Source organism: Leeuwenhoekiella sp. NPDC079379 (assembly GCF_044542075.1).
GTDB lineage: Bacteria > Bacteroidota > Bacteroidia > Flavobacteriales > Flavobacteriaceae > Leeuwenhoekiella.
Genome location: NZ_JBITTU010000006.1, coordinates 101,637 through 125,183 on the forward strand (window position 1 = coordinate 101,637; position 23,547 = coordinate 125,183).

At 30.2% G+C, this 23,547-nt stretch carries 23 protein-coding genes; 20 read left to right on the forward strand and 3 right to left on the reverse strand.

Translation table 11 applies throughout. The annotated features are described in order from the left end of the window. Positions 1-128: 128 nt before the first annotated feature. Positions 129-959 carry a winged helix-turn-helix transcriptional regulator gene (locus ACIGAM_RS12265; protein WP_396511734.1) on the reverse strand — a complete coding sequence of 277 codons (831 nt, stop codon included), beginning with the start codon at positions 957-959 and terminating at the stop codon, positions 129-131. Between the two features lie 1,451 nt (positions 960-2,410). On the opposite strand from ACIGAM_RS12265, the gene ACIGAM_RS12270 reads away from it, so the two are divergent. Together ACIGAM_RS12270 and ACIGAM_RS12275 are read left to right on the forward strand one after the other, a co-directional pair. Beyond that, positions 2,411-2,896 carry a sigma-70 family RNA polymerase sigma factor gene (locus ACIGAM_RS12270; protein ID WP_396511735.1) on the forward strand — a complete coding sequence of 162 codons (486 nt, stop codon included), beginning with the start codon at positions 2,411-2,413 and terminating at the stop codon, positions 2,894-2,896. A gap of 1 nt (position 2,897) precedes the next feature. Next, a complete protein-coding gene (locus ACIGAM_RS12275) occupies positions 2,898-3,131 on the forward strand; it encodes a hypothetical protein (RefSeq protein WP_396511736.1) in 234 nt (77 codons plus the stop codon). Here ACIGAM_RS12275 and ACIGAM_RS12280 read toward each other — a convergent pair. Beyond that, positions 3,124-3,417: a hypothetical protein gene (locus ACIGAM_RS12280; protein ID WP_396511737.1), complete on the reverse strand. Its 294-nt coding sequence runs from the start codon at positions 3,415-3,417 to the stop codon at positions 3,124-3,126. The genes ACIGAM_RS12275 and ACIGAM_RS12280 overlap by 8 nt on opposite strands. Positions 3,418-3,498: 81 nt before the next feature. Between ACIGAM_RS12280 and ACIGAM_RS12285 the strand changes: the two genes are divergently transcribed. The 18 genes from ACIGAM_RS12285 (at position 3,499) to ACIGAM_RS12370 (ending at position 22,804) form a co-directional block, all read left to right on the forward strand. Next, a complete protein-coding gene (locus ACIGAM_RS12285; RefSeq protein WP_396511738.1) occupies positions 3,499-4,011 on the forward strand; it encodes a hypothetical protein in 513 nt (170 codons plus the stop codon). A 135-nt stretch (positions 4,012-4,146) separates the two neighbouring features. Continuing rightward, complete coding sequence (locus ACIGAM_RS12290) at positions 4,147-5,265, forward strand: Clp protease ClpP (protein WP_396511739.1); 1,119 nt, start codon at positions 4,147-4,149, stop codon at positions 5,263-5,265. Positions 5,266-5,292: 27 nt separating this feature from the next. Then, a complete protein-coding gene (locus ACIGAM_RS12295) occupies positions 5,293-6,216 on the forward strand; it encodes a hypothetical protein (RefSeq protein ID WP_396511740.1) in 924 nt (307 codons plus the stop codon). Positions 6,217-6,295: 79 nt separating this feature from the next. Beyond that, entirely contained in the window at positions 6,296-6,874 is a 579-nt protein-coding gene (locus ACIGAM_RS12300; protein WP_396511741.1) for a hypothetical protein, read from the forward strand. Positions 6,875-6,961: 87 nt separating this feature from the next. Continuing rightward, the gene (locus ACIGAM_RS12305; RefSeq protein WP_396511742.1) at positions 6,962-7,348 is read left to right on the forward strand and encodes a hypothetical protein; all 387 of its coding nucleotides are present in this window, start codon (positions 6,962-6,964) and stop codon (positions 7,346-7,348) included. Then, positions 7,335-8,474, forward strand: a complete 1,140-nt coding sequence (locus ACIGAM_RS12310; RefSeq protein ID WP_396511743.1) for a hypothetical protein — start codon at positions 7,335-7,337, stop codon at positions 8,472-8,474. The genes ACIGAM_RS12305 and ACIGAM_RS12310 overlap by 14 nt, the downstream gene beginning before the upstream one ends. After that, the gene (locus ACIGAM_RS12315) at positions 8,467-8,982 is read left to right on the forward strand and encodes a hypothetical protein (protein WP_396511744.1); all 516 of its coding nucleotides are present in this window, start codon (positions 8,467-8,469) and stop codon (positions 8,980-8,982) included. Before ACIGAM_RS12310 ends, ACIGAM_RS12315 begins: the two co-directional genes overlap by 8 nt. A gap of 46 nt (positions 8,983-9,028) precedes the next feature. Continuing rightward, on the forward strand, positions 9,029-9,775 hold the full coding sequence (locus ACIGAM_RS12320; protein ID WP_396511745.1) for a hypothetical protein: 747 nt from the start codon (positions 9,029-9,031) through the stop codon (positions 9,773-9,775). A 39-nt stretch (positions 9,776-9,814) separates the two neighbouring features. Then, entirely contained in the window at positions 9,815-12,643 is a 2,829-nt protein-coding gene (locus ACIGAM_RS12325) for a hypothetical protein (protein ID WP_396511746.1), read from the forward strand. Between the two features lie 77 nt (positions 12,644-12,720). Beyond that, positions 12,721-13,167, forward strand: a complete 447-nt coding sequence (locus ACIGAM_RS12330; protein ID WP_396511747.1) for a lysozyme — start codon at positions 12,721-12,723, stop codon at positions 13,165-13,167. A gap of 40 nt (positions 13,168-13,207) precedes the next feature. After that, entirely contained in the window at positions 13,208-13,726 is a 519-nt protein-coding gene (locus tag ACIGAM_RS12335; RefSeq protein ID WP_396511748.1) for a hypothetical protein, read from the forward strand. After that, positions 13,723-14,898, forward strand: coding sequence for a PBSX family phage terminase large subunit (locus tag ACIGAM_RS12340; RefSeq protein ID WP_396511749.1), 1,176 nt, complete (start codon positions 13,723-13,725; stop codon positions 14,896-14,898). Before ACIGAM_RS12335 ends, ACIGAM_RS12340 begins: the two co-directional genes overlap by 4 nt. Beyond that, entirely contained in the window at positions 14,899-15,435 is a 537-nt protein-coding gene (locus ACIGAM_RS12345; RefSeq protein ID WP_396511750.1) for a hypothetical protein, read from the forward strand. Between the two features lie 12 nt (positions 15,436-15,447). Beyond that, positions 15,448-15,852: a hypothetical protein gene (locus tag ACIGAM_RS12350; protein ID WP_396511751.1), complete on the forward strand. Its 405-nt coding sequence runs from the start codon at positions 15,448-15,450 to the stop codon at positions 15,850-15,852. Continuing rightward, positions 15,845-16,327, forward strand: a complete 483-nt coding sequence (locus ACIGAM_RS12355; protein WP_396511752.1) for a hypothetical protein — start codon at positions 15,845-15,847, stop codon at positions 16,325-16,327. Before ACIGAM_RS12350 ends, ACIGAM_RS12355 begins: the two co-directional genes overlap by 8 nt. Positions 16,328-16,333: 6 nt before the next feature. Then, positions 16,334-17,431, forward strand: a complete 1,098-nt coding sequence (locus tag ACIGAM_RS12360) for a hypothetical protein (protein ID WP_396511753.1) — start codon at positions 16,334-16,336, stop codon at positions 17,429-17,431. 6 nt (positions 17,432-17,437) lie between these two features. After that, positions 17,438-20,068, forward strand: a complete 2,631-nt coding sequence (locus ACIGAM_RS12365) for a PKD domain-containing protein (RefSeq protein WP_396511754.1) — start codon at positions 17,438-17,440, stop codon at positions 20,066-20,068. 45 nt (positions 20,069-20,113) lie between these two features. Then, positions 20,114-22,804: a hypothetical protein gene (locus ACIGAM_RS12370; RefSeq protein WP_396511755.1), complete on the forward strand. Its 2,691-nt coding sequence runs from the start codon at positions 20,114-20,116 to the stop codon at positions 22,802-22,804. On the opposite strand, the gene ACIGAM_RS12375 is transcribed toward ACIGAM_RS12370, so the two are convergent. After that, positions 22,805-23,536: an SOS response-associated peptidase gene (locus tag ACIGAM_RS12375; RefSeq protein ID WP_396511756.1), complete on the reverse strand. Its 732-nt coding sequence runs from the start codon at positions 23,534-23,536 to the stop codon at positions 22,805-22,807. Positions 23,537-23,547 lie beyond the last annotated feature (11 nt).

Consider the following 23,547-nt stretch of genomic DNA (forward strand, 5'->3'; position numbering starts at 1 on the left):
ATCTGATTATTATTTTACTTTATTATAAATAGTTTGGTTTTTTGGAATGTTCAAACTTTAACACTTTTATTTTTATGTTACCGTACCGGCACCATTAACATGCTAACGCATATTAAGATTCTAAGCTGTTAAGCTGTTGCATATCCATTTTCAATTTGCCAAAGCTTGATGTAATCAATTTTCTTAGATTTTTCTGGTTTGGTTTCTGTTGAAGCTTCTTTAGTATCATTTACATCACTTGTAACAGCTTCTTCAGTATTTGTGTTATCATTTGACCATTTGTTTGAAAACCTATTTAAACTATCATCAATGGTGTTGTATTCAATTTGGTTGGTATCACCAGATAGGGAAGTGGTTGCATTATCATAATCATCATCAAATGGTAATGGTTCTGTTGAGTATTCAAAATTTCTAAATTCAACAGGAATGATATCTTCAACTGTTTTTGGTTTGGTTGCATTGGCAACTTTTTTAACTGATTGTACTTTTTCTTTCATTTCTTCTTCTTTTATTAATGGTTTAACTTCTATTTCTATTTTCTTCTGTTCTGGTTTTGGTTGGGTTTGTTGTATTGCCGGTACCGGTTCCATTTGCATTGCAACGGTTTTTGCATTAGCAGTTACATTTGATTTTTGATTGATTGCAGGTTCATTTGCTTCAATTCTATTTGAAGTTGTAATTGCTTTACGGTTTTTGAATTGATTTTTGGTAACACCCATTTCTTTGAACTTACCAATTGATATATAATTCAGTTTGGTTAGTTTATTGATGCTTCTTTTGAATGTGCTGATTGGTATATTTAATTTTTCAGCTATTTCTGATTGGGTTTCAAAACAAACAAGGTTGTTTGCTTCATATCCTTTTATGTAACTGTATATAACAGCTTCTGTTAAGTTGATATCTTGATTGTGTAGTAATGAGTAATCAAGTTTTATAAAGTTTTCTATTTCTGTTTTCATAATATTTTTTTTATCCTGTTATTATAATTCTGTTTTTTGTTTGAAGGGGTAACAGGAGAAGTCGGTAGCTACCCCGACTTCAACCCCTTATAAATATGTCACTATTTATGATTTTTCAGTAAAATTTGTAAAAACTCGTAAACCATTGTTTATTGGTGGGTTACATATATAAATAGTTAGGTTTTTCCCATTCTTTACTATTTAACATAACATTAACATTTATTTTAATTCAGATAAAATAACGTGTTGTACATTTGCAATGTAATTGTTATGTTGTGCAATATTACTAAATATTTTTCACATTTCCTAATGGATTGTGGATTATGTTTAATAATTTTTGGTATATTGCGTTTTTCTACTTACATTTCAATCCAATTTTCTTAGATTACATCTAAAATCATTTTAAAGCGTTTTAACGCATTATTTTGATATAAGATGATATCATATATAGAAAATCTTTGAAACTGTCTAAAAAGTACCTTAAAATGGCTTCATTTTGATTACAGGGTACTATTTCAATTGAAATATCTTCAGAATATTGAGTATATAACCATTAACCCTTGTATTTGGGGGGTGAGCGCAATGGGGGGAATGGTGCCGGTATCGGGTGAAGGTGTTATTCTTTTTAGATTGAATTATTGAAGAATGGGAAAAAAGGTTTTAATTGAAGTATGTTTTATTTAAACCTGTTTACAGTTATAACGCAAGCGAAATCATTAGCATGCTAATTATGCCGGTACGGTTGAAGATAGATTTTAGTTGAAGTATAATTTTTAATTAAAGAAGAATCTTAAAATATTTAAATTGAAGTATATTTTATTTTATATAAATTAATTCAAATTGAAAATAGATTTAAATTGAAGTATAGTTTTTTATAAATAAAGAAATATTCAATTACAAAACGATTCTTCTATTAATACTTTTATTATTAATATATATATTATTTATATATACTATAATTAATTATATATAATATATTTATATATTATATTATTATTTATTTATATATAATTTAATTAGATATAATATAGTTAGTTAAAAAGTCTCAATTTGGTACTTTTAAAGATATATCATTCAATCTTCAACTATTTTTATTTAAAAAGTCTCAATTTGAAACTATTTCTAATTTTGAATGTGCATACCGTGCATACTTAAACGTTAAAATCATCATCAATTTATCTTCTAAACCCTTACCTATATTAAAAAGTACCAAATTGAGACTTTTAGAATTATGTAATTTCAAATGTGCACACCGTGCGTACTTAACAAGTTTTAAAAGTGCCAAATTGAGACTTTTAGAAATTCTTCAATTTCAATTGTAAAAGTGCCAGATTGACCCTTTTAGAATTCTTTAAATTAATCATCTTCAACTTATTTTTCATAATAATTGACTTTTTCTGATTTCTTTACTATTTATATATAAGTAACCAATAAATGTTGCGATATGACAAGTGATAAATGAAAACGAAAAAGAAATATTAATCAAAAAGATTACCGGAAAATTCACGAAAAAGTATAGAAGTGATTTATTTAATGAGTGTTACATAACACTACATCAAATCTTACCAAATTACGACCCAGAGAAAGCAAATCTTCAAACCTACACATACAAACATTTATATTTTTCTTGTGTAAAATTTATAAATGATACTAAACTCAATCATCAATCACTTGATGATTTTTTTGTTGATGATGATGGTGATGGTGAACAAGAACGATTATCAGAATCTATTGATTCAGGTGAAAATCTTCAATCAGAAATAGAAGGTGCAGATGTAATTGAAAATCTTCTTCAGGGGAAAACAGAAGTAGAAAAACTGATAATCAACCTGTATTATTTTGAAGGGTTAAGTGTAAAAGAAATCCTGAATGATTATCAATCCAAACATTTAATAAGGTCAAGCCAGACCATCAGAAAAATTATAAACCTTAAATAATATGACGAAATACGAAATGATTATAACACCACCAACATTAGCGGTGATTGTAAAGCTTATAAGAAACGAAATAACAGTAGATGTAAACATCATTCAACAACTCAATATCTACGAACGTTTTTATCAGCTACAAGGTCTTAAAAAGCACAGGTATAAAATATTGGCAGAAGAATTTAATTGCAGTACAAAGACTATCAGTAGGATTATCATAAAAATGAATGAATCATCTACATAAAGAAACTCTCTATTTCAGATTTATCAGCATTTTGCGGGTTAAAATCAGATATCTTATAATGTTCAACAACATTTTTCAAATGTTCTCTTTTTCTAAATATGAAACCATCATCCTCCATTTCTAAAAATTGGGTATTGTTTATAGTACTTTCTACGTGCATAATGGTTGTATGAACTAAACTATTATATTCAATGTTATAGACATCTATTTTAGACAGATAAAGCCCATTTTTTTTATTCATTTTAAACTCGCAGGTGAATTTTTCTAAGAATTGTTTTTTATTCATTTTTTTATAAATAATTGGACTTTATATCATTTTAAGACTATTTATAAATATAGTAATAAACAAACTACAAAAGAACATATTATGAACAATCAAAAGGAACCACAACCAGAAAAAACATTTGCACAACACATCAACTTAGAATCATTTACAATTAATGAGTTCTTCAGTAATCAACCCCAGATTCAATTAACCGAAATTCTTAATGAATCATACAGTAGATATGATTTTGAATTTTTAAGTGGTAACACTTCTTCACCAATAAAAAAGACCGGTCTGGTTGAAGTTAAGACACGACAAAAAAATTATTATGATTTCGGTGATTCTGGTGTACTGATAGAACTTGATAAGTACAATGCTTTATTCAAAGAATGCCAGAGCAGAAAAATGAAAAATATAAATCTTCAGATACAACCTTTTTATCTTGTACGTTACCCAGATGTTGAATTTCTGTTTGACCTATCACAAGTAGAAGTTAACAAGCCTTGGTGGATTAGTTGTCCTGTAAGTAGTTCTTCAAATGGTTATAATGGGTACATTGATAAAGCTTGTTTCTTTTTACCATCATCAGGTGCCACAATCACCACCAAATTTTAAAACAAATCACATAAAATATAATCAAACCATCTTAACAGGATGGTTTTTTTTATGCCTTGTTCTAGTTGTTCATATATAAGACCGTTAGTTGTCTTTTTTTCGTGTTTTAGGGGTGTTTTTACGCATATAATAGTAATGGAAGCAACAATATATATTAATGGTGTAATTGGTCAAGATACGGTCTTATTAGACGTAATCAGGCAATTCAAATCTTTTAAGAAACCAACAGCAGTTACCGTAGTGATTGATTCAGTTGGTGGTTGTGTTGATACCGGAATGAGTATTTACAATTATCTAAGAAATCTTCAATTACCAATCACAACAGTAGCAACAAAAGCTTACAGTATTGCAGCTTCAATTTTTATGGCAGGTGATGAAAGGTTAATTGCAGAAAATGGTGATATGATGATTCACTTTCCGTGGGTTGATGGTTTTTCTGGTGGTGCTGATGCTTTAGAAGGTGTTGCAAAAGAACTTAGAGCGATTGAAAATGATTTCGTTGATTTCTATTCAATTTATACTGATATAGATAAAGCTTCAATCAAAAAATTACTTCAAAATGAAACCTTTTTAGATGGTTCTGAAGCAATGAATTTAGGTTTTAGTACAGGAATAAAGCAACAACTAAAAGCGGTTGCACTATACAATAACAAAGAAAAAGAAGAAGAAAACAATATGACAAAATCACAAAAATTTATAAAAGTATTAAACGAATTCTTCAGCGATAAAATTGAAATCAATGCACTTGAAGTTGCTGATGCAAATGGTGATATCATCAATTTTCCAGATTTAGAAACAGATGAATTACCCGTTGTTAAAACTGATGAAATGGAAGGTTCTAAAGCGGTTGATGCAGACGGTAAACCAATTGAAGGTGAAAGAATATCAACAGATGGTTCAGTATGGGTATTTATAGCCGGTGAATTAATCGAAATCAAAGAAGCGGTAACTGAAGAAGATACTGTTGAAGAAGAAGTAGTAACAGAAGATGCTGTTGCAGAAGCTTCAGAAAATGAAGATGAAGTTGAAGATGAAATTGACTTTAAAGCAATCTTAAAAATGTTTGCAGAATTAAAGGATTCAACCAAAACCCAATCAGAAATGATTGAGAATCAAAACAACGAAATCATTGCATTAAAAAAACAAATAGGTAGTGAAGAAGCTACTGTTAACGCAATGAATTTGAATAATAACACAAAATTAAAATCTGATTTACCTGCAAATATTTTAGGGTTAATCAACTCAAGAAAATAATAATAAACAAAACAAAAACAAAATACTATGGCTTTAGATATAAGTACAATTACTGGTTATGTAAATGAAAATTCTGGTGAATTAAAGGCAAGAATGTCAGCAGGTGAAACAACTGCAAGAAACTTAACAGTACAAACAGGTGTTAAGGCACCAACAGCAATAAACATCATTTCAACTGATGCAAACTTTCAAGATGGTTCTGTTGCAGGATGGACACCTAACGGTACAACTACTTTATCACAAAGGATTTTAACTCCGGGTGATATTAAGGTACAAGAAGCAATTAACCCAAAGGATATTAACAAGATTTGGATGTCTCAATTGGTTAGTGCAGGCTCTTACGAAAATTCAATTCCTTTTGAACAATTCTATGTTGATACTAAATTAGATGCTATCAATAAAAATTCTGAAAAAGCAATCTGGCAAGGTGATAAAGCTAGTGCTAATGCTAACTTAAACAAGTTTGATGGTTTCTTAAAAATTATCGATGCATCTGGTCAAGCTGTTGATGGTAACGTTGATTCAGTATCAGGAATTACAATTGATAACGTTGTTGATGTGGTTGATGGTATGTATTCAGTATTACCTTCTGATGTATTAGAAAAAACTGATTTACGTTTAGCTGTTGGTTATGACGTTGCAAGATTATACGTTAGAAAACACAAAGATTTAGATTTAAGAAATTACGAAAAAATTGCAGGTACTTTTGAATTTGAAGTGCCAGGAACAAACGTAAAATTATTTGCTACTTCTGGTCTAAACGGAACTTCAAGAATGATTATGGCAAGTGCTGAAAATATGGTGATTGGTACCGACCTAGAAAATGATGAAGAGCAATTCTCAATCAGATATTCTGAAGAAGAATTTGTTGTGAAATATCACGCAAACTTCAAGAAAGCAACACAAGTTGCATTCCCAGAAGAAATTGTAGAATTCACATTATCAGCTTAATAATTAACTGATAGTAAATAAAATAAAATAAATAGGGTGGTGTTTTAAATCACCCTATATCAAAAAAATATAAATTAAAATGGCTTGTAATGATAAATTAACATCAGATATCCTATCTAGTTGTGATGACCTACCAAAAAGAGGTTTAAAAGGTTCAAGTGCCGTAATTGTAAATTACGATGATATTGACTTTAGTTCAACAACTTCTTCTGGTGCAACAGTAAGTTCACTTGAATTGGTTTCAGGTGCTTCAGGATATAAATTAGAATGGTTTAAGGACTTAGGTAGTGCCGGTGCGGTATATGCACCAAATAGTGAAGATATAGATGGTTTTACGGCATCTTTTGCTTCAAGAATATCAACTACTTCAGCAGCTAGTTCAGAACGTGCAAACGAACTTAAAAACGGTTTATTTGTGATGGTTGTAAGAACAAAATACAGTGGTATAGACGGTGCAGATGAAATCAAAATTTACGGTTTTGAAAATGGATTAAGATTGTCTGAAATGACACACAACACAAATGAAAATAGTGGTTCACTTGTTTTCACTTTAAGTACTGAAGAAGGTGCAGTTGAACAATACCCTTTTATGGTATTTTCAGAAACTGATTATTCAACTTCTAAAGCTTCATTTGATGCATTATTTGCATCAGTTTAAGAAGCAACAAACAACAATAAATAAAGAAAATTTTAGGTGGGAAGGGGTAATACTTAACCCACCATTTTCTGTATAAAAAGAATCAAAATGACACAATTCAGATTAACCAAACCTTTTGTGATTTACAAAGTTGAAAAAGGTAGTTCACAAACAATATCAAATGCAATAATGACTGATGATTTAGCAGTAAAATTTTTGAAGGTTAACCCAGATAGAATACATCTGTTTTCAGAATACCCAGAAAATTGGTTTAAATTGGTTGGTATTGAGGAACCAAAAATTGATGTTACTGAAAATCTTCAAACAGATAAACCAAAATCTTCTGATACTAAAAAAGGGTGTACAGACTGTAAGAAAAAATCACAACTATTGAATACAAAAATGGGTGATTTACGTGAAGCATACCCAGAAATAAAAGCAACATCTAAACAAGATTTTGTAAGACAAATATTAACCTTAAATGAAATTATATAATGATGTAAAAAATACTATTCTAAGTGTAAAACTTGATAAAAGAACTGATGTATATAATTGGGGTTTAGACAATTCATTCCCACAATTGGTTGAATCATTAATTAACATTAGTGTTACTTCAAAAGTATGTGTAGATAAGGTTGCCAAAGCTATTTATGGTAAATCATTTGGTGCTATAGGTAAAACAATAGTTAACAAAGATGGTCAATCACTTAATGAACTTTTAAGAATAGCTTCAAGAGAGTATGCAAAACACAGCAACTTATTCATTCACGTAGGGTATAACCTTTTATTTGAAGTTACTTCAATTAAGGTAATACCGGCAACACAAGTAAGAATAGGTAAACAAGATGATTTAGGTTATTCAGGAAAATATATACTTTACGATAATTGGCACAAAGAAGATGGTAGGGTAGATGAAAAAAAATTCAGATTTTTTAACAAATACAACCCACTTAAAGAAGTAATAGAATCACAAATTGCAAAAGCCGGTGGAATAAAAAAATATAAAGGTCAAATAATACACCTTCAAAAAGATAGTAATTCAATTTATTCTTTAACAGATTTGAATTGTGTTATACGTGAACCATTAACAGAAAATAATAGTCAAATTTTTAGGTCAAATGGTGCTGAAAAAGGTTTCCAAAACACAAAGATAATGAGCGTTCAAGGGTTTGCAACCGATGAAGACCGAAACCAATTTAGATACAACCTTAAAGATTTGCAAGGTGCTGAAAATTCTGGTAATATTTTATTATTAGAAAGTGCAAATATGACTGATGATTTAGAAAAACAAATGAAGTTGGACGACCTAACAAGTAAGTATGATGATAAACTATTTCAATATAGTGATGTAATAGCTGAAAAGAACATCTGTAAATCATTTGGGGTACCTGTTGTGTTGGTTGATTCAAGTAATGATGGTTTGTTTGGTAATTCAGGTGAAATGCTTAAAGAAGCGCAAAAACAGCTATTTGAAAGCAGAGAAGAAGAACGTGATATGATAGAAGAAGTATTTCAAAAGTTACTATCAAATTTTCATCAACCAATTGCAGGTGAATTGAAAATCATCAATCCATTTGAAGAACAAATAACAGAAGCTAAAACAGAAATGATAAATGAATAATCAATTAATAACAGTACAAGAATTTGCAAGCTTCAGAGATATAGGCAAAAAACTAGATGAAGCTAAAATAAACGAATGTATTAAACAGGCTCAATCAACAGATTTATTTGACGTGTTGAATGATTTCTTTTTTGATTTGGTTGAAAACAAAGATTCAATTCAATATCAAGATTTGCTATCTGGTTCAACTTTTTCAGTAAACAATCAAAGCTTTAGTCAAGCAGGAATAAAGAGTTTGTTAGCTGATTATACATATAACCGTTATATGTACAGCATCAACACCAATTTCACACCATTTGGTGCCACACAAAAATATGGTCAGGATTCACAGCCGGTGGATAGAAACCTGTTAAAAGATATAGCAAAACAAACACAAGTTGATGCAGATATCAAGTTCAAAATGATTGATAAATACTTAAAAAGTAACAGTTCAATTTTTACCAGATATCAAACAGGCAACAATCCAGATATCAATACCGGAAGTGTGAGATATTCCATTATAAAATAAAGGTCAAATAAGACCATTTAAAGAGCAAACAACCCCAAATAATACAATGAGTTATGGAGATTCAGTAACAGCATTAATCAACAAGATAACACGTAAACAAGCCTATTATATAGGTTTGATTGCAGCAGTTTTTATTTTCCTTTATTTCTTCACACCAATCATTGTTGATTGGGATGAAAAACGTTTAGATAGAAGGGAAAAAATAAGACTAGAAGAATTAAAAATAAATGATTCAGCACAAAAAATGTTGGATTCTATTAAAAAGGAAAAAGCAAAACTAGAGAATGAAAAATTTCTTTACAAAAACGCCCAAATTGAAAATTTGTTAACTGATATGGGTATGAGAATAGGCGGTGCATCTTCAATATCAATTGTATCAGTTCATAATGGTGGTGCAACAATGTTAACATCATCTGAATCAATGATAACGGTAATCTACACCAATGAATTTATTCGTGAAGTAAACATTAAAAAGAAATATGATAATTGGGGATTAACCAAAGGTTACGGTAAATATTTCTTAATGATGTTAGAAGAAAATGGTGATGCAATTTTCATTGAAGATGTAAGAAATTATCCTTCAATTTATAATGGTGATACCAAAAAGAATATGGATTTCCTAGGTACAAAATCTTTGATAGGTACTTACATCAAAGCCGGTTCAAAAGGAACATATTTTTTAACACTATCCTTTACAAATTATCTAACACAAGATAATAAAAGTGCAGCGTATGCAATCAATCAAGTGGAAGAAGCTAGGGAAAAATTAACCTACTTACTTGATGTTAAATAATCTGATTTAGAAATCAGAAAAAGTAAAAAAAAAGTATGAATGATTTTAATAAACACACTAAATGAAAAGAGTTTTCAATTAAACGGAATTACAACACCAAAGGTATATATACCAATAAAAGTTGGTAGTGATTCAATTAGTTTGGTTAACGTTTACGACACCAGACAAGTAATAATTTCTTCAGTAAAATATGATGAAGTAACAATTGATGGTGAAGTAAAAGATGATGTAGTTGCACTTATTGGTGCATTGGTACCATTAACATTTGAGTTTAAAGTTGATGATGATGTATTAGATGCTTTTGCTGAAGATGTGAATACTGAATTAGCAGATTTTCAAACACAAATAAATAGTATTTCAAGCGGTTTTAAGGGTACTTTATTAATAAGTGATATACCAACAGAAGATGGTATTTATTATCCAACAGAATCAGGTACATATACAAATGCCGGTGGTTTGATAATTGATTTAAATGGAGGATTGACCGTTATTATTAAGACGGGGGTAACATTTGAAGGGGTTACTTATCCGATTGATTTAAGTGGGTATTTAACCGACCAAGACAAAGCCTTAACATTAGACCCTACCGATACAAATAAAGTTGCAACAGGAAAAGCGGTTGCGGATTATACTAATTTAAATGTGACAGATAAAGCGCAACAAACCATTTCATACACCCCTGTGCCAGAAGTCGATATTTTTGGAACAGATGCTTTTCACTTCGCCACTGTTTCTAGTGTTACCCATCATAGAACGTTATTAAAAGGAGCTGTATTTAATAAGATTGAGGCTTGTTTGTATTTGGTTGAAATGCCTGAAAATTATAACTATACAATAAAAGTTCATTCATCTGAAACCTTAACAGAAGATTTATCTAAATGGACTGAATTGTTTTCTGAAGATTATAATCAAGATTCAAAACCAAACGCAGCATTCCCTAGCACAAAGATATCTATTCAATTACCAGATTTAATATCGCTAAAGGCTGGAAGTGTTATTTATGTAACATTGTGGTCAAGTTCGACAGTTGTAGCCTCTAGAAAAATAGATGCTGTAAGTTTAGAGACACGATTTTTAATTTCTGGTGATTTCACAAATTTCCCTACAAGTTTTGAATTTGCCGGTGACGATAGATTTGGCACAACGGGGTTAAATTTATACAATACGTCTAGTGCAGCCAAAGATTTAATTAATACCTCTCAATCCGCTGAAGGGTATGAGCGAGAAGTTAATTCAAATGTTCAAGGCACGGGGTTTTTTACAAATTTTGATGTACATTCTTCAGGTCAATATACTCAAGCTTTAAAAGACTTCGAATTTAATAACACAGTTGTAGGTTTTCAATTTGAAAATTTAAATGAATATACTGTAGAAGCAAAAATATTTAAATCTGCTATTAAAACTAATGACCCTAGAGATATGATTTATTTAGATTCTATGGTTTTTGTAGAAAGCCAAACAGATAATAATAAGCAAAATTTAGATTCATTAGAAGTTCATCCAGATTCTATCAGTATAACTTGGAGTAGGTCTTTTAAGATTAAAAAAAATGAGTGGGTGTACATAATTATTTATTCACCGCAAGATTTATACAGTATTAGGACATTTCAAAACACCTCACCTGATAACAGAGTTATTTATTCTATTCAGAATACTGGTGCATTTCCTATAGACTATCTTTTCGCTGAAGAAGCGATAGCGCAGACAACGGGAATTAATTTTTACCTTCTGAATCCAATTACAGCAATAGATAAAAAAGCCGTTGAAAATACCAAAAGATTAAATGAATTAAATCCAGAACCTTCAGTAAATAGTATATTTTTTCCTAAAAAATTAAATCTAATATCAGGGCAAAAAAACACTTTCTACAAGTCTAGTATTATAAAAGATGTAAAAAATTTACTTAAGAAGTTTATAACAGTCTCGCTTCCTTCGAGTACAAATACCGGCTTTAAAGTTCAAAGACATTACAGTGGGTTTGATGATGTTAGCCTTAATAGTAATGAGATTAGCGAAACAATCGGAATACATTACAAAGATTTAAGCACAGGTGATAATTTTTCTATAAGAGACATAGAAATTTCAATTGCAGATGTTAATTCTAAAGACGGTCAAACTATTCGTTATAACAATCTAGGTGATTCGTTAACAAATAGAGGTGTAGGTAATGCTATAGATGTTTTTTTAAACAATCTAGGTTCAACAATAAATGTTGTTAATGTAGGAAGTCAAAACAACTACTATGACACGTTAGGAGAGGGTCGTGAAGGTTGGACTTTTGGAAATTTTATCGGGAAAGACAGAACTCACCATTACGGTGGTTCAGTTGCAAACAACCCTTTTCTTAAGTTGGCTAATGCCACAGATAAAGCTAATAAAGGTGATTGGTGTTTTACAAATACAGGTAGTGCGAATGAGACAAGTTATACAAATGTAGTAGACAAAAATCAAGACTTTTATATTTTTGATTATGCAAACTACTTATTAACATATCCTAATATTACTCACGCTTCAATCGCTTTAGGTTCAAATGATTTAATTCACGGAGAAAATGCAGGAAGTGAAATTGAATTAGGCTTAACTGTGATGGTAAGTCAAATGAAAGAAGCTATTCCTAGCTTAAAGATTGGTGTTGTTGTTGGAACGATAAAAGCTTTCGGATATGAACTGCAAAACGAAACATTTGACTCGATTCAGACTCAAATTAATAAAATAGAAGAGTTAGGATTTTCAGATGTGGAGCCTATACCAGTATATGCTTTTCAAAACCAATTTTTTGATTTTCCAGATGATGATAAAGTACATTTTTTCCCATCACAATTACCCGTGTATGCTCAGGCTATGGTAGGATGGATTTTAAACTCTTAATTATGATTTTTGAAGAAGTAAATAGTGTTTTAAAATTAGAAAAATATTAACAATAACGAAAATTAGAAAACTTATGAATGAGAATAGGAACAAAAGGAATCGAACTAATTCAAAAATATGAAGGGTTCAGAAACAATGCATATTTAGATGTTAAAGGTATTCCCACTATTGGGTGGGGTAATACCTATTATCAAGACAATACAAATGTAAGACTAGGTGATTCAATCACACGTAAACAAGGTGATGAAATGTTCTTACTTATACTAAAGCGTTATGAAGATGAAGTCAACAAATACGTCACATCAAAAATCAATCAATCACAATTTGATGCACTTGTTTCATTCACCTACAATTGCGGTTGGGGTGCATTAAAATCTTCAACATTATTGAAAAAGGTAAACAAAGACCCTTGTGAACCATCAATATTAGAAGAGTTCCAAAAATGGAACAAAAGCGGTGGTAAAGTCTATAAAGGATTGAAGCGAAGAAGAAATGAAGAAGCATATTTATACTTCAGCGAATAGGGTTTAAGACCAACAATAACGAAAAATAAAGAAATTATGAATGGGAAAAAATGGAAAAGTAAGGGTATGGATGAACAAGCTGATAGAAGTACTTGAAGATGAAAATACAACACTTCTATCTGATGTTGATTTATATTATTTGGTGAATTCATTGGTATCAAAAGAACATCAAATCACACTTAGATATTTTGAATATTTAAAATCACCCAACCAGAAAAATGGTAGAAGTATTTCACAAATTGAATACCTATCAGAAGAAGAAAAAGAAGATTTCTTAAATGCTTTAAACGTTGGAAGGGTTAAGCAAAAAATGAATCTAACATCTAAAGCCTTTGACGATGATAAACGTAATGCATATCCATATTTATGGGCATTAGAACGTAAGAATTCTCATCTTCAATTGAAACAAAATCTTCAAATAGGTACCGGTAATTTCACATTAAATATTGAAGGTGCAGATACCAAATTGATTGATACAATTGATATTGATTACAAAGAGATAAAAGAACAAAAACAGGATTTATTAATAACGAAAAATGATAACGATGAGATAGATTGAAAACAACCACAGCATTTAGTAAAATAGCTAGAATACAAGATAGAACAAGAATAATACAAGGTGCCGGTGGTTCAAGTAAAACCTATTCAATTCTTCAATACTTAATAATCTTATGTGTTAAGAGTAAAAGAAAATTAACGATATCAATTGTATCAGAATCATTCCCACATTTAAGGCGTGGTGCTGCAAAAGATTTAATTGATATTCTTATTGAAAACAATCTTTACAATGAAGCAAACCACAATAAAACCAATAATAGTTACACCCTAAACGGTTGTACAATTGAATGGTTTGGGGTTGAAAATGGTGATAAATTAAGAGGTGCCAGAAGGGATATTTTATTTGTTAATGAAGCAAATAATATACCCCGTGAAGCCTTCACACAATTATCAATCAGAACAAAAGAATTTATTTTCTTGGATTATAACCCATCACATTTAAGTTGGATTAAAGAATACATAAAAGATGATAAATCAAACTTTGTTAAACTAACATACAAGGACAATGAATTTTTATCTGAAGCGGTAATTGAAGAATATAAACAGGCAATAATTAAAGCTGAAAATGGTTCAGCATACTGGAAAAATTTTGTAGCTGTTTATGTATATGGTGAAGAAGGTCAGGTTGATGGTTGTATTTATGATTATGAATTAATTGATGATATACCTGATGATGCAGTTTTCATTGGTAGTGGTTTAGATTTTGGTTTTAACGACCCAAACGCATTAGTTAAAGTATATCGCAGAGGCGAAAAAGATTTAATCTTAGATGAAAGTTTATATAAATCAGGGTTATTAAATAATCAGATTGTTAATCACATTTTATCAGATGTACAAGTAGCACAAAACATAGTTGTTTGTGATAGTGCCAGACCAGAAATAATTGCAGAATTAAAACAAAATAGAATACCGGCAAAAGGTGTTACAAAAGGTAAAGGTTCAATTTTAGATGGTATTTCAATTGTTCAAGGTTTCAAATTATTTGTCACCAAAACTTCTGAAAACTTAATATCTGAAATGAACAATTATACGTGGGAAAAAGATAATAACGGTGAAAAATTAAACACACCAATTGATAAACATAATCACTTGTTAGATGCATTCAGATACATTGTGATGGAACGTTTATCAAGTAGAAGCAATAATTACAATTCTTTAAAATGGTTAAGATAAATGGATTCAATAAAGAATTACAGTTTACAAGAATTCCTGAAGCAATCACCAAAAGTAATTGAAGATTATTTGAATGTTTTAAAGCATTTAGAAGAAGGAAAATTAAAGACCCAATTAGCTGATTTGACTTTAAGAGAAGTTGAACTTTTAAAAAAGTCAATTGATGATGAAGATGAAATTATAAACGTGGTTTCGATTGTTGAAAAACTATCAGAAGAACAAGTTTTAAAACTTAAAATATTAGAGTTTTTCCCATTAGTAAAAGCAATAAGAAGTCAACTTGAAAAACTAATTGCCAGAGAAGAAAACAACTTAACACCAAAATTCCCAGATGAAAAATTTGAATTGGTTGAAGGTGGTAAAAGATTACAAAGATTTGGTATTTGGAATGTGGTTAATTCATTAGCCGGTGGTGATATCTTAAAGTTTGATGCAATACTAAATCTTAAATATGATAAGGTATTTACTAAGCTATTACTAGACAAAGAACTGAATGATATTCAACACGAAATAAGCAAAAGAAATAAGCAGTATTAACACTTAAAATATATGTATGAAGAATTAAAAAATATAGCAGAACAAAACAATTGGGTGTTTGAATATTCGAGAAGGGATTTTCAAAACCTGTATAATGAAACCGAAAATGATTCAATTTATTTGTTTGTTGACCCCATCAGAATTGATACCAATTTTGATGAATATGGTGGTGAAGAATCACTTCAATATTCAGGTTCATTTATGGTTGTTAAGTCTTCAGATGTTGATGAAGATTATGATACACATTATCAATCATACATCAAACCGGTAATTGAATCAGCAACTAAAACAATTAGTAATACACTTAGATGTTCAGATTTCAATATTCAAAGTTGGTCAACTGTTGAAGTTATAAATGCACTTGATTATAATTTTTCTGGTGTTATAGTTAGTTATACCATCACAAACAATGAATAATGGAATAAAAGAAGGTTCAATTGAAATAATGAAAGCCGAAATAGAAGCAATTAAAGCTGATATAATCAAGGCATATGAACAAAGTGGTAAGAAGGTTTCAGGTGAATTTTTAGAAGGATTACAAATCAATTACAACACATCAACAAACGTTTTAAAAGCTGAAATTAATGGTTATGGATATTTGGCAGGTCGTGCATCAGGTAAGATGCCACCGGTTCAAAACATCAAAGATTGGGTGATTAACAAAGGAATATTTCAAATTGAAAGTGATGCACAGGCAACAGGTATTGCGTGGGCAATAGCAAAGAAAATAGCAAAAGAAGGTACCAATAACCAATACCATCTGAAGATATACGAGAAGATAATAACACCGGCACGAATTGATAACATCATTAAAAAACTAGAACAATTTAACGTTCAATTTTTCGTGGGTGAAGTAACCAATGAACTGAAATTATTGGTAAAAAATATTTAATAAAAAATGGCAATAACTATATTAAACCAACCACAACCAATTAACCCAACTTATAATGATACTTACATTTCATTTAGTTCTGATTTAGTTGGTAACAATCAAGCAAAAATAAAGATACAAGGATTTGAATTTTCAATCATTCCTAACCTTCAGGGTGTGTATCATTTTAACTTAAAAGAAATTGTAAAAGGTTTATTTGAATCAAGTTTTCAAGACGGTGATTTTTTACCATCAATTGGGTATAAAATATCTGATTTGACCCTATTCAAAACATTTGATTTTGAAGTATCAGTTTACAATGATGAAGGTGATGAAGAAAACATTCAAGTTGAATATTCCTTCAACAAATCAGTAAAACAATTTGGTGAAGATGTATTTCAAAATGATGTGCAGTTACTTAATCATACGCTAAACGGTTACGATTATAATTTAACGTATTTCGAGGGGTACCCATTTGATATAACTGTACAGAATCTTAATGATAATTCAGGTGATTTAACATTCAAAAACAAGAATTCAAATCAAGTAAGTGAAGCAATTTCAATCGATAATGGAACCACAAGAATTTACCTAGATAAAGGGGTTGATAATTGGTCAATAACAGGATTTTTAAACATACCGGATTTATTAAATAAACTAGAATTATATGTTGATGATAGTTTTAAAGTGAATCTGAACCTTAAAAAAGTAACTTCAAAATGTGGGGTTTATTTAAAATGGTTCAACAAAGATGGTAGTTATTCTTATAGGTTATTTGATGAGTTTTTCAAAGATGAAACAAGCGCAAATTCATTAGATGAAGTTGGTGTTAATTCATTTCAAAATATCAATTCTAACAGTACAGGTAACTTAAAAATATTAGGTAAAGAAGGTGCCAGAGAATTACAATTAAAAACCAGGGTAAACCAAACAGAAGTGTATCAAATAAAAGATATAATCACTTCACCACAAGTACAAATGTACAGCTCAAATAAGCCGTTTACAGGTGGTAAATGGTTAAATGTAACAGTAAGTACCAGAGGTATAAATATCAGTAATAAGAAAGCTTCAAATGAAGTAGCAATAACAGTTGTGTTGCCACAATTGAATACCCAAACCCTATAAAATATAATGATTAATGAAAAACTATATATTGAAAATAAATTAGTTGATATATTACCAAATTCCATTAGTAGAAAATTACAAATCAATGATTTTGGTGAGGTAGCAAACAGACAATCAAACTATTCAAATACAATCAAGTTACCAAAGACTTCAAATAATATAAAGTTGTTTGATTTCTTGGGTGTTAATGGTAGTAACAGCCGTTCACCTTATAAAAAATTAAAGTGTAGGTATGTAGTTAATGGTATCACATTAATTAGTGATGGTTACGCGACAATTAAGGCAACTTCAGAATATTTTGAAGTGGTTGTATATGATGGGATAATTGACCTATCAGAGCGTTTAAATGGTAAGGTTCTATCTGATTTAGATTATGAAGATATGAACCACATCATAAATTCTTCAACTTACTTAGATAGTAAAAATAATACTGAAGGTTATGTATATGCTATTGGTGATTTTGGTAAACCATTTAATTCAAACACAATTCAGATTGATGGTCAAGTACCGGCAATTTACGTGCATACATTATTTGACAAAATATTAAAGGGTGTAGGGGTTACGTATCAAGGTGATTTCTTCACAACTAATACTGATTACTTATCTGAGGTAATAACACCTAAACAAGGTTATGAAGTAATTAATGAATTACCAGACTATGAAGAATTTGGTGATGGTTCGGCTTCAGTTGTAAACCGTTTTAAAACTTCAAATACTTATTTTTCATTGATTGATAAAAATAATATTTCGGGTTCATTTATAAATGAATCACCATCAGGAATAACAGCAACACCAACAATAGAAAATGATGAAATAGTATTTAATGAAAAAGGTAGATGGCAATTTGAAATTTCAATAAATTATTCAAATCAAGATACATATTTACAATTTGGGGTTTATATCAATAATAAATATATCAAAGAATACAGCTTAAATGAAGGAGATTCAAACAAATCAATATCATTAATAATAAGTGTAAAGTCAGGTGATAAATTAAAATTTCAAACCTTTGGTGCACCTACATATTATGATGATTTTGAAAATAGTTCAAATCCTTCAACTATTGGTTATGAAAAATATAGGGTTAATTATAGTGTAACAGCAACTTTTAGTTTAAAAGCTATTGTAGGTGGTCAATTGGTGGATTTTAAAACCTTCATTGGTGATATGAAACAACTTGATTTTATCAAAGATGTGATGCAGCGTTATGGATTGATTTTAAAACCTATACAAAACCAAAAAAACAGATACATCTTCAGACAATTTGAAGAAATATTAAATGATAGGGTAAATGGTGAAGATTGGTCAAGTAAGATTAAATCATTAGATAAAACAACTTATGATTCAGGTTATGCCAGAAAAAATACAGCATCTTATAAATATCCTGAAGAAATTTTAATACCAACGTTTAACGGTTCATTTTCTGTTAATGATGAAACAATTGAAGCTGAAAAATCTTTATTCAATTCACCGTATGAAATGAGTGTAAGCAACAGGAAAATTCAACAGGAATTGGTTTACAGCGTGCCGTTATATGAAGAAAAAGAAAATGATGGTGTAATCACAATTGAACCAAAAGAAAATTCTTATAAGTTATTTAGAATCAACAGAGTTGATAAAACACTTACAATAAGGTTTTTTGATGAAGCAAACACTAGTTCAATGGTTGACAACATACCATTTTTAAGTCTTAACAATATCAGTTTACAATATTATCTAGGTAATTATTATAAAGCATATCAGGCACTACTAAATAACTATTCAGAAGTGGAAGGTGAAGCACTATTAAACAATTTAGATATCTATAATTTAGATTTCTTCAGATTAAAATATTTATCACAAACCGGTAGATATTACTATTTGAATGATGTTCAAAATAAAGTGGGTGAAGTAAGTAAAATTAAATTGATTCAAACCAATTTAACAACATCAGTAAATTCAGCACCAACACAATTAGGTGTATTTAATTTATCAATGGGATACAAAAATGAAAGGTTAATAACTATTACAAATATTACAGAAAATAGCAATCCTGTATATTTTGACCCTGAATTTGATGAACCATTAAAGATTAAAATAACCGGTGGTTTTAACTCAAAAGTTCAAATGAAAAACGGTGAACAAATAATCAATACTGAAACTGAAATTCTGGTTGAAAATATGAATTTACGAGTGGTTGATTTAGGTACATCAACAGATGCACATTCTGAATCATTCACATTTAAAATTGCTGATGAAGGTTCTGGTGAATATTCAAATGTTGAAGGTACAATTCAAGTTAATGTTAGGGAATATACAAATACACCACCAACAGCCAGAGCAGGTAATGATGCATCATATAATATAAAAATTGCTGATGATAGACCTTACTATTATTTCAATTTAGATGGTTCAATTTCTTATGATTCAACCGGTGATATAATTTCTTATCAATGGTTAACCATAAGCAAACCATCAATTTCAAATGCTTATGTATCAAATTTATCAAATGATGTAGCAACATTTGTTGTACCGAATGAAGAACAAAGTGGTGGTAGTTATACAATGCAATTAAAAGTAACAGATGAATTTGGTGTTACTGATACAGATGTAGTTAACATACAAATATACATTGACCGAAAACCAATAGGTGCTTAAAACAAAATACTAATAACGAAAAACAATAAAATATGGATTAGAAAAATGGCAGACCAAATCAAAATAGCTGAATTAAATATTGACACAAAAGCGTTAATCACAAACCTATCAGATACCAAAAAAGAAATTGATAAATTAAAACAATCACAAGCAGAATTAAAGAGCGTTGGTGATACTTCATCTAAAGCATTTATTCAAAATGAAATTGCTTTAAAATCATTAAACAAATCATATAGGGATGGTGCAAAACTAGCTGATGCAGTTACACAAGCTGAAAAAAATCTTGAAGCAACATTATCTTCTGAAGGTAAGACCACACAGGAACTGTATGATTCAAGAAGACAATTAAATGAGATTGCAAAGAACATAAAAGGTGATTCAGAAAAAGAAGTTGCATTAAGGGAAAAAGTTAATGCAGCTATTGATGAACAAACACAAGCAATCAGAGGGCAACAATCAGAATTTAATAGTTCTAAAGATAAAATTGGTGAGTATTCACAAGCATTTGAAGGTGCAATTGGTTCAAATACAGCTTTAGGTGGTGCAATTAATTCTGTAAGGTCAACACTATCAAATGTTACACCTGTATACAACGTGTATAAATCAGCAGTTAAAGATTCTGTTGGTGAAATTAGGGCAGCAGCTTCAGCAACACAAGGGTTAACGTTAGCACAAAGAGCATCAGCAGTTGCAACAGCTTTAGGTAGTAATGCATTGAAACTATTTCGTGTTGCATTAATATCAACCGGTATTGGTGCAGTTGTAGTTGCCTTGGGTTCACTAGTTGCATTTCTTACTTCAACTCAATCTGGTATTAATAAAATTAATAGTGTTCTGATACCAATGAAAACGGTGTTTGAATCCTTATTTGGTTTATTCCAAAAAACAGGTGAAGCATTATTTAATGCCTTTAGCAATCCAAAACAAACAATTAAAGAATTATCATCTTTTATTACTAATACCTTAATTAAGAATTTTGAAGGTTTGGGTAATATCATCAAGGGTATTTTCACATTCGATTATACTTCTATTAAAGAAGGTGCTAAACAAATAGGTGATGCAAATAAAGTAATTATTGATGGTGTGAAGGAAGCTTCAAAACTTGTTGGTGATACTGTTAAAGATGCAATAGAAAGAGGTAAACAATTGGCAGCACTTCAACAACAATTTTCAGCCGGTGAAGCTGATTATATAAAACAAGTTGGTCAATTAAAAGAAGATTTCAAACAGCTTAACCAAACAGCAGAGGACACAACCAAAACCTTAGCAGAACGTGAAGCAGCAGCAAAAAAATCTATTGATACAGCCAAAGAAATAAATAGACTGAATTTAGAAAGACTTAATCAAGAAATTCAAATTCTTCAATTAAAACAAGCCAATAATGATACTTCTGATGAAGAACGTGCAGAACTAGCAAAATTAGTTGCAGCCAGAAATGAAGCAAATGCACAAGCCTTAGAACAAATCACAACCCAAACTAATAAGGTTAACACTATTAGAAAGGAAGCAGCTTCAAAGGCTAAATCATTAAGGGATGAAAGATTAAAACAAGAAATTGATAATCTGAATATTGAACTAGAACTATTCAAACAAAACAATAGGGAAAAACTAAATTCTAATTTAACAACAGCAAAAGAAGCAGCAGATAAAGAATTAGCAATTGTTAATCAAAAATTGAAGAATAAATTGATATCAGAAAAAGAAGCGGAATTAGCCAGACTTCAAATCAATGATGAATTTGCTGATTTACAAGCTGAAAAAGAACAAGCTGAATTAGATAGATTAAATGATTTTGAAAACAGAAAACAAGAACTTCAAAATGAAATTGATTTAGATAAACAAGCAACAGCACAAGACAAAGAAGAATTAAGACTTGAACAAGAATTTGAAAAACAAGTTGCAGAATTAGAACGTTTACAATTAAATGAAGACCAAAAAACTGAATTGTTAGCACTTATTGAAGAACAACGTGGTCAACTGTTAAATGATATCAAACTAAAGGCAGCACAAAAAGGTTTAGAAGATTATAAAAAAGTTAGTGATGCTGAAATACAAGCCAGAGAAAGAAACGCAGCAGCACAAGCAAGTGTAGCCAGACAATTAACCGGAATACTAACAGGTTTACTTGGTGATAGTTTAGGTGCAAAATTAGCATCAATAGCAATTGAAGCAGGTATTCAAGCCGGTCTAGTATCAATTAATACAGCTAGTTCACAAGCTATCAATTTAGCACAAGCAACAGCAGTTGCACCACCACCATTTAACTTACCATTTATTGGTACAGCATTAGGTCAAAACGCTGTTATGCAAGGTCAATCATCAGCAGCTATTGCCAGAATATTAGGGGGTGCAGCAATTCAAGGTATAGGTACAATAGCATCTTCTAAGAAGTTTGCATCTGGTGGTATTTTAAACGGTGCATCACACGCAGCCGGGGGAATAAAAACACCCTACGGTGAATTAGAAGGTGGTGAAGCTGTTATTAATAAAAGAAGTACTTCAATGTTTGGTGGCTTATTATCACAAATAAATGTTGCCGGTGGTGGTAAAGCTTTTGCAAATGGTGGTATGATGGGTACCAATGAATCAATCAAAGGTTCTGTTATTGATTATGACTTACTAGCAGCGAAGGTTGCACAAGCAAATCAATCATTACCATCACCTGTTGTATCAGTACAAGAAATAAATTCAGTTAGCAATCAAGTTAATGTAATTGAATCAGGTGCAAATTTTTAATTAGAACAAGGTGTTTTTTTCGATAGGTTGAATTGCTTCAGCTATATTAGAATTAACACCTTTTTTATATATCATATTTGATACAGGATAAGCATCAAAATCAGTTCCTGTAAATCCATTTTTTATTAAATCATTTAGTGTTTTTTCATTGTGGGTAGTACTTAACCAATCATCATACAAATCAGAATCTAACACTAATGGCATTCTTTTTTTCTTATTGTGAACTTCAGCAAAAAAATCATTTGCATCAGTAGTTAAGATGGTACAACTATAAGAATCATTATCTTTTTCAAGTTCAGTATAAAGCCCGGCAAACAAAAATAATTTTCTACCATCATCATCATTTTCATCTGATGGTTGATAACAGAAATAAGGTGTGCTATTACCATTTTCGTGGTGAGGTTCAAAGAAACCATCAGCTAGTATTAAACAGCGTTTTTCTAGTGCTGAAGATTTAAATGTATTTGATTTAAATATTGATTCAGAACGTGCATTTAAAGTATTATATTTTTTCTGAAATTCTGGTATATCATTCATACCATAGGAGGGAACCAGACACCACATTGACGGATATATTTTTTCTGGTTCGTCCATCTTTATAATTTGAAGATTGCCGTGTGAAAATCCATTTAAATGATAGTAAGGTTGATATTCTAACGGTACTTCGAAAGTCCTATCTATAACTTCTTCAATTCGCTTTTTAGTCTTAGTCAATGTTGTAGCGTAACACATAAAATTAATTC

Excerpts from the sequence above, each read along its gene's own strand:
- ACIGAM_RS12350 (WP_396511751.1), top strand. The coding sequence starts at position 15,448 with ATGTATGAAGAATTAAAAAATATAGCAGAACAAAACAATTGGGTGTTT.
- ACIGAM_RS12335 (WP_396511748.1), top strand. The coding sequence starts at position 13,208 with ATGGGAAAAAATGGAAAAGTAAGGGTATGGATGAACAAGCTGATAGAA.
- ACIGAM_RS12265 (WP_396511734.1), bottom strand. The coding sequence starts at position 959 with ATGAAAACAGAAATAGAAAACTTTATAAAACTTGATTACTCATTACTA.
- ACIGAM_RS12345 (WP_396511750.1), top strand. The coding sequence starts at position 14,899 with ATGGATTCAATAAAGAATTACAGTTTACAAGAATTCCTGAAGCAATCA.
- ACIGAM_RS12300 (WP_396511741.1), top strand. The coding sequence starts at position 6,296 with ATGGCTTGTAATGATAAATTAACATCAGATATCCTATCTAGTTGTGAT.
- ACIGAM_RS12360 (WP_396511753.1), top strand. The coding sequence starts at position 16,334 with ATGGCAATAACTATATTAAACCAACCACAACCAATTAACCCAACTTAT.
- ACIGAM_RS12280 (WP_396511737.1), bottom strand. The coding sequence starts at position 3,417 with ATGAATAAAAAACAATTCTTAGAAAAATTCACCTGCGAGTTTAAAATG.
- ACIGAM_RS12375 (WP_396511756.1), bottom strand. The coding sequence starts at position 23,536 with ATGTGTTACGCTACAACATTGACTAAGACTAAAAAGCGAATTGAAGAA.
- ACIGAM_RS12370 (WP_396511755.1), top strand. The coding sequence starts at position 20,114 with ATGGCAGACCAAATCAAAATAGCTGAATTAAATATTGACACAAAAGCG.
- ACIGAM_RS12275 (WP_396511736.1), top strand. The coding sequence starts at position 2,898 with ATGACGAAATACGAAATGATTATAACACCACCAACATTAGCGGTGATT.
- ACIGAM_RS12315 (WP_396511744.1), top strand. The coding sequence starts at position 8,467 with ATGAATAATCAATTAATAACAGTACAAGAATTTGCAAGCTTCAGAGAT.
- ACIGAM_RS12295 (WP_396511740.1), top strand. The coding sequence starts at position 5,293 with ATGGCTTTAGATATAAGTACAATTACTGGTTATGTAAATGAAAATTCT.
- ACIGAM_RS12365 (WP_396511754.1), top strand. The coding sequence starts at position 17,438 with ATGATTAATGAAAAACTATATATTGAAAATAAATTAGTTGATATATTA.
- ACIGAM_RS12285 (WP_396511738.1), top strand. The coding sequence starts at position 3,499 with ATGAACAATCAAAAGGAACCACAACCAGAAAAAACATTTGCACAACAC.
- ACIGAM_RS12320 (WP_396511745.1), top strand. The coding sequence starts at position 9,029 with ATGAGTTATGGAGATTCAGTAACAGCATTAATCAACAAGATAACACGT.
- ACIGAM_RS12290 (WP_396511739.1), top strand. The coding sequence starts at position 4,147 with ATGGAAGCAACAATATATATTAATGGTGTAATTGGTCAAGATACGGTC.
- ACIGAM_RS12305 (WP_396511742.1), top strand. The coding sequence starts at position 6,962 with ATGACACAATTCAGATTAACCAAACCTTTTGTGATTTACAAAGTTGAA.
- ACIGAM_RS12325 (WP_396511746.1), top strand. The coding sequence starts at position 9,815 with ATGATTTTAATAAACACACTAAATGAAAAGAGTTTTCAATTAAACGGA.
- ACIGAM_RS12330 (WP_396511747.1), top strand. The coding sequence starts at position 12,721 with ATGAGAATAGGAACAAAAGGAATCGAACTAATTCAAAAATATGAAGGG.
- ACIGAM_RS12310 (WP_396511743.1), top strand. The coding sequence starts at position 7,335 with ATGAAATTATATAATGATGTAAAAAATACTATTCTAAGTGTAAAACTT.
- ACIGAM_RS12355 (WP_396511752.1), top strand. The coding sequence starts at position 15,845 with ATGAATAATGGAATAAAAGAAGGTTCAATTGAAATAATGAAAGCCGAA.